Origin of the sequence: Mesorhizobium sp. M4B.F.Ca.ET.214.01.1.1, from assembly GCF_004791545.1 — a bacterium.
Lineage (GTDB): Bacteria > Pseudomonadota > Alphaproteobacteria > Rhizobiales > Rhizobiaceae > Mesorhizobium > Mesorhizobium abyssinicae.
The window spans coordinates 1-355 of sequence record NZ_SRUX01000144.1; the positions used below are offsets into that span (position 1 = coordinate 1).

The 355-nt window shown below is 60.0% G+C and carries 1 pseudogene; it reads left to right on the forward strand.

Annotated elements, in window-relative coordinates:
* Positions 1-242: pseudogene (locus EN857_RS33665) on the forward strand (transporter); the annotation flags it as partial.
* Between the last annotated feature and the right edge of the window lie 113 nt (positions 243-355).

Consider the following 355-nt stretch of genomic DNA (forward strand, 5'->3'; position numbering starts at 1 on the left):
CTTTCGTCTCCTACACGACGAAGGACGCTTGGACGTTCAGCTTGAACACCGAGAGCACCTACAATTGGGAGGCGCAGCAATGGTCGGTCCCGATCAACTTCCAAGTCTCGAAGCTGGTGGTGATGGACAAGCAGCCGATCAGCCTGTTCGCCGGTGTGCGCTACTGGGCGGAAAGCCCCGACAATGGGCCAGATGGTTTCGGCTTACGCACGGGTATTACACTACTGTTTCCAAATAAATAGGCCGGGCAGTGCTTCGGCCGGGGCGCAGGCCGGTCCTGCGTCCGCTTGTCGTGTGAGGGTAGCAGCGATCTGGCTGAGGCTCTGCCCGGCTGCCTTCAGCGGATGGACTCTCG